Here is a 7,497-nt window from a genome sequence, read left to right as displayed (position 1 = left end):
ACCTCCACCTCGGTGATGCTCACCATCCCCTGATGAACGCGTTCGTCACGGATCCCATGGATCAGCAGCTCGCTGGTTTCCTTGCGGATTAAGGCGGCTACCCGCTCAACTCGACGTCCCTGGGCCATCGTCAGCTCAGTGGTGCTGCAGTAGTCACCATGGCACGGAGCACCAGTCCAAGGGTGATCAATCCACTAATCAAAGCTCCAATCAGAGCAACGGCAGTGACGGGATTCCTGAGCCGCTGAACCAGGGGCTTTGCAACGGAGTTGAGAACGCCAAGGCCGAAGTTAATGAGATAGCGCGGGTAACGCGTCACATTGACGAAAAACTCGCGCATGGTCCTGGCAGGGATATGAATCTGATAGCTACTCTGCCGGCTAAGGGCAAAGACGGTCATGCTGGAGCTGCATCAATTCCGTCATTCCGCCTTCTGCCTCAAGGTGCGGATGGCATTGCATGCCAAGGATTTGAGCTTTCGAGAAGTGGAGGTCACCCCTGGGATCGGTCAACTCGCCGTGTTCCGTTTGTCAGGGCAAAGGCAAGTTCCGGTGCTCGTAGATGGCGACACGGTGGTGGCAGATTCCAGCGCGATCTGTCGTTACTTGGATGAGCTGCAGCCCGAGCCGCCCCTCTTCCCGAAGGACCTTCGAGCGGTGGCCCAGATTCATTTGATTGAAGACTGGGCTGATACAACTCTTGCAGGATCCGTCCGCGCGGCTCTGCTTCAGGCGGCGGTGGATGATCCTGAATTGCGTGCGGCCCTGTTGCCGGATGACGTACCGGGCCCAATTCGGCAGGTGATGACCGGAGTCCCGACGGGTTGGCTGAGTGGGGTTAATGAGCTGTTTGGCCAGGAGGAGCGTTCCGCCATGCTCCACAACCTGAACGCGATGGCTGATGGCCTGACCCCCGATAGCGTCTTGGTTGGCGATGCCCTCAGCCTTGCGGATTTGGCAGTGGCGGCGCAGCTCTCCCTGTTGCGCTTTCCCGCTTCAGCAGGGTCTCAATTGGCGGGCCGCGGCGTTGCCGGTCTCAGTGATCATCCTCGCCTTCAGCCTTTGTTTGAATGGCGCGATCGACTGGAGGCTCGTGTGTTCAAGCAGGATCCTGCCGCCGTGTGAGCGTGAGCTTGTAGCGGCTTGCCCGTTGCACAAATGATTTGCTGGCAGCCCCGGGAGCTGGATAGGTCTGTTGCCATTGCTCCCCACAGATTCGGCTGACGAGGTCAGCGGTTGGTGCGTCTGGACATGGTTGATAGCGACTCAGGGTTTCAATCCTGCTGAGCCTTGGTGCCCTTGCCCCATGCATGACCTGGAGAACAAGTTCATCACTGACAAAGGATGCGATGTGGATCGATGTTTGCTCTCTCCCGATCACGGTTGTTTCCAGCAGTCGATCATTGCTCAGTCGAGCGAGCTGGCGGTTCACCTGATGAGGGGCTTGCTCCACGCTGAGCAGTTGCTTGCCTAAAAGCGCTTGTCCAATGGCTCTGGCATTAAACGGTCGATCCCCCACCACCTCGTTGTGCTGATTGAGCCGAAACTGGGCCAGATGCTTTATCGGGGGCAAGTTTTCGTCCACCTTGCCGTTTGCCAGAAGATCAAGGCTTTCCACCTCCCAAAGCCCTTCAAACCAATCCGGGTACACCAGATCCTCCTTGGCTCGTGGTCGCGGCAGAGGAGCTGGATCCGGCCAGGCTGGCCATTCCTTGAGGCGGGCTTCGAGCTGCTGACTGTTTTGAGTGTTGTCCGCCAGGGCTGGTTTTAAGGGCCCAACGAGAAGAATCATGGCCATGATCAGTGCCAGCAGTGGCCGAGTCATGTCCGATCCCCTCATTCGTGCCTGTGATCACTACGTGGTGCTTGAGCCGGGCAAGCCAGAACGACTGCTCAGTTCCGACGACACCCTGACATGGTTGACAGAGCAGCTGGACAAGATGTCCGTGCTACCGCTTGATCTGCGTGGTTTTGAGTCCTCGGCTGCTGCCGCAGAAAGGCTGTTGGATACGGCCTGCGATCTTGAACTGGCTCCAGGATTCAATCTTCAGTGGTTTGCGGTGCGCTTGGAGCCTGGAACATGACCTCATGGGGTTTGAGAATGCCAGGGATGGCCTCAAGGATTCGCTCTGATACAGCGCTCACCGTTTCGTCGCCCACCTTGATTCGCAAATCAGCCTCTGCATAAAGAGGTGTACGCGCTTCAAGGAGCGCGTCGAGACGGGCGGCAGGATCACTTCCTTGAAGCAGTGGCCTTGCTCCTGGATCCGCATGGAGACGCGCCAGGAGTTGGTCCCGTTCAGGGGCAAGCCAGATCACGATCCCTTGATGCAGAACGCCCCAGTTTTCTGGTTGTGTGATCACACCGCCTCCGGTCGCAACCACGAGCGAATGGCGTTGGCCAATGGCCTGCAGCACCTGACTCTCGAGGGCTCGGAACCCTTGCTCACCGTCTGACTCAAAGATTTGGGGAATGGGGCGGCCAGCAAGCGTTTCCAGGACTCCGTCGGCGTCGACGAAGCCATAGCCGAGTCGTTGGGCAAGGGGGCGCCCCGTGCTGCTTTTGCCGCTTCCCATCATCCCGATCAGGTAGAGGTTGCGGCCGCCCAGACGGGCCTTCAAAGGGTGTGGTGTGGTGGTTGTGCCGTCAGCCATCCGTTCGGCAGGTGGGTGAACTTACTAGGATGATCGCCCGTCAGACCTCGTCATGACTGATGCCATCACGATGGCACCGCACGGCCAAGGTCGTGGCTGTGTCATCACCCGCCGAGCCTGCTTCAGCTCCAGCCACCGTTATTGGTTGCCTGAATTAAGTGCTGATGACAATGCGGCCCGCTTCGGATCGTGTGCGATGGCCCCTGGTCATGGACACAATTACGAATTGATCGTGTCCATGGCTGGTGGCCTTGACGCCAACGGCATGGTGCTGAACCTCTCTGAGGTGAAGCATGCGATTCGTTCGGAGGTCACTGAACAACTCGATTTCCGCTTCCTCAATGAGGTTTGGCCAGAATTCGATGTCACCAGCTCGGAGGGTTGCCTGCCAACCACCGAAGCCCTTGTTCGGGTGATCTGGTCTCGGTTGGCCAACCAGCTCCCCCTTGTGGGGCTGCGCCTTTATGAATCTTCTGGCCTGTGGGCCGACTATCTCGGACAAACCATGGACGCCTATCTCACTATCCGCACTCACTTCGCTGCTGCGCACCGTCTGGCAAGACCAGAGTTAAGCCAGGAAGAAAATGAGCTGATCTACGGCAAATGCGCCAGACCCCATGGTCATGGCCACAATTATTTAGTGGATGTGACTGTTCGCGGAAGCATTGATCCACGCACTGGGATGGTTTGCGACCTAGCAGCGCTTCAACGTCTTGTGAGCGATCTGGTTGTTGAGCCTTTTGATCACACTTTTCTGAATAAGGACGTCCCCCATTTCGCCGATTGTGTGCCTACCGCTGAGAACATCGCCCTTCATATCGTTGATCGACTGACCACTCCCGTTCGCGCCATTGGAGCTCAGCTGCATAAGGTACGGCTTCAGGAGAGCCCTAATAACGCTGCAGAGGTTTACGCCGAAGCTCCGGCGCTTAATGCAATGCCTGAAGCAATGCATGCCGTTGTGAACGGCTGAGTCTTCTTCGACGTGCAGCGACCAACGGTTCGTCTGGTGCTTGCCGTCAGCCTGGATGGTCGGCTTGCAGCTCCCTCTGGCGGTGCCGCTCAGTTAGGCGGTGCCGGTGATCGGCACGTGCTTGAACAAGCGTTGGCTTGGTCTGATGCTGTGTTGATCGGTGCAGGAACCTTGCGGGCCCATCGCTGCACCTGTTTGATTCATGAACAACAGCTTTTGACTCAGCGAAAGCAAGACGGCAGGCCCTTACAGCCAACGGCTCTCGTGGTGAGTCGCCATCCCGACTTTTGCCAGGACTGGCCGTTTTTCCAACAAGAGCTTGAGCGTCATCTCTTGACCCCAGATCTGATGTCAGCGGAGGGTTTCTCCGCGACTCATCGGTTGCAAACGTCCTGGGAAAAGACCTTGGTTGAGCTTGCTGCATCGGGTTTTCATCGCCTTGTCCTTCTTGGAGGAGCGCGCCTTTGCGGATCACTACTGGAAGCCGATCAGGTGGATGAGCTTCAGCTAACCCTGAGCCCATGCCTTCTAGGAGGTCGATTCAGCTGGATTCCGTGCGATGGATTCAACATGCCACCGGCGCTGTCGCAGCCCGATGCTTGGACTCTGATATCGGCTGATCGACTGAGCGGTCATGAGCTTGTGGTTCGTTATGGACGCAGTCGCTGAAAGACCTCGCTCAGGGGGACATCCTGTAGTTCTGTGGCCTGGAGTCCCAGCAGCGATGCCAGACAGCGCTTGATCACAACTTCGGCGTCATCTCCAATGCGGCCAGACAACAGTTCGCTGATGACACCGAGTTCTCTGCCACTACGACTGGTTTCACGAATGAGGCATTCACTGACTGGTTTGGCTACAGCCTGGCAAGGCTGCTCCCCAATGCTGCTTAAGGGTTCAAAGTCGAGTTCAGCATCCCTTAGAGCTTGTTGCGCAAGTTGTTGGCATTGATCAGTCAACTGACTCTCGAGTCTTGGACGCATCAGTTGCAGCAATGGTTGCAGAAGCCCTGCTTGGACGGCACCTCCGCTGAGCATCAAGCTGACCGCTACGAGCGTTACAACCACCTGCTTTTTATGTGGTGTCGAATGGGTCACAGCAGGTTGGTAAGAACTGGCTTGCCTTCAGTGTGACTCCGATGTCTCTCACTGGTTAGGGTCTTGATCTTCGCCGCTGTCTTCGCCGGTTATGGCATCCCTGAAGGCTCGTTGGCATCGCTCGATTCGGGAGATACCCGAACAGCAGTGGGAGCAGCTTCTTGGCCCTGAAGTGATTCCCTTCTATCGCTGGAATTGGCTCGCTGCCCTTGAGGAGTCTGGGAGCGTGGCTCCCGATCAGGGATGGCAACCGCTGCACCTATCCCTGTGGCGCGAAGAGGACCATCTTTGTGCGGTTGCGCCGCTCTATCTCAAGGGCCACAGTTACGGGGAATTTGTGTTTGATCAAGCGTTTGCACGGCTTGCTGGCGATCTTGGTCTTCGTTATTACCCAAAGTTGATTGGGATGAGCCCCGTAAGCCCGGTACAGGGCTATCGCTTTCATGTGGCTGCGGATGAAGATCCTGCAGAATTGACTCAACTCATGCTGGAGATAATTGATGATTTTGCCAGAAATAATGGCATTCTTAGCTGCAACTTTCTCTATGTTGATCCGCTCTGGCGTCCTTTGGCAGAGGCGGCAGGTTGCGCTTCTTGGTTGAACCAGCAGAGCCTCTGGACATCTGATGGTCAGGCTACTTTTAGCGATTATCTGGCAGGATTTAATGCTAATCAGCGGCGCAATATCAAACGAGAGAGGAAGGCGGTCCGTGAAGCAGGGCTTGAAATTACGCCTCTTTGTGGTGAGGACCTCGATTCTTCTTTGCTGGAATGCATGCATGGATTTTATGAACAGCACTGCGCTCGTTGGGGGATGTGGGGTAGTAAATATCTCGCAGCATCATTTTTCGATGCCTTAGCTGCGAACGCGTTGCGAGAGCGGATTGTTCTTTTTAGTGCTCATCGCGGCAATCCCAATGAGCCAGTTGCGATGTCACTCTGTGTCCATGACGATCTGTCGCTCTGGGGCCGTTACTGGGGCAGCAATGAAGAGATTGATTGTTTGCATTTTGAGGTTTGTTATTACGCACCGATTGAGTGGGCGCTCAAGCGAGGACTGAAGAGTTTTGACCCAGGGGCAGGAGGGAGCCATAAAAGACGGCGTGGGTTTGTGGCTCGGCCTCAGATCAGCCTCCATCGCTGGTATGAGCCCCAAATGGATGGACTGATTCGTGGCTGGCTTGGCAAGGTCAATCCACTGATGCTCGAAGAGATTGAGGCCATTAATGCTGAACTGCCTTTTCGAAAGGAGACTCCTTCGCTTGCTCTGTAAGTTGAGAAGAGCCTTGCAGCCAGATTGAACCAGATCAACACCGCCATAGATCTAAATGCGTGTGCTCAGCTGGATGATCAGTTGTCGCAGCGGTTTATAGCTTTGGACCCGCTGGGTTATTTCTTGATTCGAGTCGATGCTGCTGCGGCTGAATTGGTTGTTGAGCACTATGGCAACACGATTGATGAGCAAGGTCTTGCACGGGATCCGGATTCCGGAGAAGTGATTGCTTGCCGTCAAGGTGGACCCAGAACGCCTTCAGCCGTGTTGCGTGGGCGCACTGCAAAAGAGGTCGGGATCGCCTTATGCGAAGGGGAAGGAAATCATCCCCTCAGCCGTTTAGACCATGCGTTCTATTTGGGTCGGGAACTTCAGAAAGCCGAACAGTGTCTGCGGGACGGAAGCACGTACATTCAGGATTAATCCTTCAAACAGGCTGCAGTTCGCGCGAGTTGCTGGGTTCTTCTGGTGGCAACGATTCCAACTGCTCACGGATTTCCTGTTGCACAATCGCTCTGTATTCCATGAAATGCTCGTTGTGTGCAAGAACAACAATGAACTGTTCAAGCATGGCTGGATTTTGACGTGCCATGCCAAATAGATAGCGCCAGAAGCGCCCGCGCGTGTTGCGTTTAAGCCCTTGGCGCCAGATCACGATTGAGAGCGCCCTGATATCAGTCCAAGTTGGTAATTTGCTGGTGCCTTTCCAGCGTGGAGCTCCCATCTTTAAGTAATAGGAGTAAACCCGGTCCATGTAGGCATTGGGTTCATAGAGCGTACAAAAAGCGTCAACATATTCATTGGCGATGTCACGAATGGGCCGGGTAGGTTTGAAATTAAGCAAATTCGTTTGGTTCACACCCTTGGCGTCTGATTCGTCTTGAATCAGGCGACCTTCTTTTTCGAGACGATGCCAAAGGGCTGTGTTGGGAAGGGCTTGAAGCATGCCCATCATTGCTGCAGGGATGCCTGTACGGGTTACGAAATCAACGATCCGTAAGCCAGCACCATCCTTTTCTCCGTCAAAACCAATGATGAATCCAGCCATGACCCGAATACCGTTTGCCGTAATACGGTCAACAGCAGCATCAAGGGGATTGCGAGTGTTTTGAACTTTTCTCGCGGTTTCTAAACTAGCTTCGTCTGGAGTTTCAATTCCCAGAAACACGCTTTCAAAGCGAGCCTCGTGCATCATCCGCATCATTTCGTCGTCGTCCGCGAGATCGACTGAGGCCTCAGTGGCAAAACTAAATGGGTAGCCTCGATCTTCTTGCCAGGTTTTGATTTCCGGAAGCAAAAGCTTTGCGTTGCGCTTATTTCCGATGAAATTGTCGTCTACGAGGAAGATCGAGCGCCGCCATCCGAGGTCGTAAAGCGATTGCAATTCAGAAATCAGCTGCTCGGGTGTTTTGGTGCGGGGTTTGCGCCCGTAGAGAACGATGATGTCGCAAAATTCGCAATTAAACGGGCAGCCTCGCGAAAACTGAACGCTCATGGAGTCAT

The 7,497-nt window shown here is 55.0% G+C and carries 11 protein-coding genes and 1 pseudogene; 6 read left to right on the top strand and 6 right to left on the bottom strand.

What is annotated here, in order from left to right; genetic code table 11:
- Together NCN04_RS05385 and NCN04_RS05380 are read right to left on the bottom strand one after the other, a co-directional pair.
- Positions 1-128: pseudogene (locus NCN04_RS05385) on the bottom strand (30S ribosome-binding factor RbfA); the annotation flags it as partial.
- A gap of 2 nt (positions 129-130) precedes the next feature.
- Positions 131-340, bottom strand: a complete 210-nt coding sequence (locus tag NCN04_RS05380; protein ID WP_048348339.1) for a DUF751 family protein — start codon at positions 338-340, stop codon at positions 131-133.
- A gap of 58 nt (positions 341-398) precedes the next feature.
- Between NCN04_RS05380 and NCN04_RS05375 the strand changes: the two genes are divergently transcribed.
- Positions 399-1,124: a glutathione S-transferase family protein gene (locus NCN04_RS05375; protein ID WP_250395412.1), complete on the top strand. Its 726-nt coding sequence runs from the start codon at positions 399-401 to the stop codon at positions 1,122-1,124.
- Here the strand turns inward: NCN04_RS05375 and NCN04_RS05370 are convergent.
- Positions 1,099-1,824 (bottom strand): DUF6816 family protein, encoded by a 726-nt coding sequence (locus NCN04_RS05370; protein ID WP_250395411.1) that lies wholly within the window; start codon positions 1,822-1,824, stop codon positions 1,099-1,101. The two genes, NCN04_RS05375 and NCN04_RS05370, sit on opposite strands and share 26 nt — an antisense overlap.
- Between NCN04_RS05370 and NCN04_RS05365 the strand changes: the two genes are divergently transcribed.
- A complete protein-coding gene (locus NCN04_RS05365; protein WP_250395410.1) occupies positions 1,823-2,083 on the top strand; it encodes a CRR7 family NDH-1 assembly protein in 261 nt (86 codons plus the stop codon). The genes NCN04_RS05370 and NCN04_RS05365 overlap by 2 nt on opposite strands.
- Here NCN04_RS05365 and NCN04_RS05360 read toward each other — a convergent pair.
- Complete coding sequence (locus NCN04_RS05360) at positions 2,040-2,654, bottom strand: shikimate kinase (protein ID WP_250395409.1); 615 nt, start codon at positions 2,652-2,654, stop codon at positions 2,040-2,042. The two genes, NCN04_RS05365 and NCN04_RS05360, sit on opposite strands and share 44 nt — an antisense overlap.
- 52 nt (positions 2,655-2,706) lie before the next feature.
- On the opposite strand from NCN04_RS05360, the gene NCN04_RS05355 reads away from it, so the two are divergent.
- On the top strand, positions 2,707-3,627 hold the full coding sequence (locus NCN04_RS05355) for a 6-carboxytetrahydropterin synthase (RefSeq protein WP_250395408.1): 921 nt from the start codon (positions 2,707-2,709) through the stop codon (positions 3,625-3,627).
- Positions 3,628-3,639: 12 nt separating this feature from the next.
- On the top strand, positions 3,640-4,296 hold the full coding sequence (locus NCN04_RS05350; protein WP_250395407.1) for a RibD family protein: 657 nt from the start codon (positions 3,640-3,642) through the stop codon (positions 4,294-4,296).
- Here the strand turns inward: NCN04_RS05350 and NCN04_RS05345 are convergent.
- On the bottom strand, positions 4,278-4,721 hold the full coding sequence (locus tag NCN04_RS05345; RefSeq protein WP_250395406.1) for a hypothetical protein: 444 nt from the start codon (positions 4,719-4,721) through the stop codon (positions 4,278-4,280). The two genes, NCN04_RS05350 and NCN04_RS05345, sit on opposite strands and share 19 nt — an antisense overlap.
- A gap of 91 nt (positions 4,722-4,812) precedes the next feature.
- Between NCN04_RS05345 and NCN04_RS05340 the strand changes: the two genes are divergently transcribed.
- Positions 4,813-5,994: a GNAT family N-acetyltransferase gene (locus NCN04_RS05340; RefSeq protein ID WP_250395405.1), complete on the top strand. Its 1,182-nt coding sequence runs from the start codon at positions 4,813-4,815 to the stop codon at positions 5,992-5,994.
- Positions 5,995-6,018: 24 nt separating this feature from the next.
- The gene (locus NCN04_RS05335) at positions 6,019-6,417 is read left to right on the top strand and encodes a DUF4346 domain-containing protein (protein WP_250395404.1); all 399 of its coding nucleotides are present in this window, start codon (positions 6,019-6,021) and stop codon (positions 6,415-6,417) included.
- A gap of 4 nt (positions 6,418-6,421) precedes the next feature.
- On the opposite strand, the gene NCN04_RS05330 is transcribed toward NCN04_RS05335, so the two are convergent.
- On the bottom strand, positions 6,422-7,497 hold a 1,076-nt coding region (locus tag NCN04_RS05330; RefSeq protein WP_250395403.1), incomplete at its 5' end, for a B12-binding domain-containing radical SAM protein.

Origin of the sequence: Synechococcus sp. MU1655, from assembly GCF_023630655.1 — a bacterium.
Lineage (GTDB): Bacteria > Cyanobacteriota > Cyanobacteriia > PCC-6307 > Cyanobiaceae > Synechococcus_C.
Note: the sequence above shows the minus strand (reverse complement) of the source record. Positions and strands in the feature narration are given on the sequence as shown.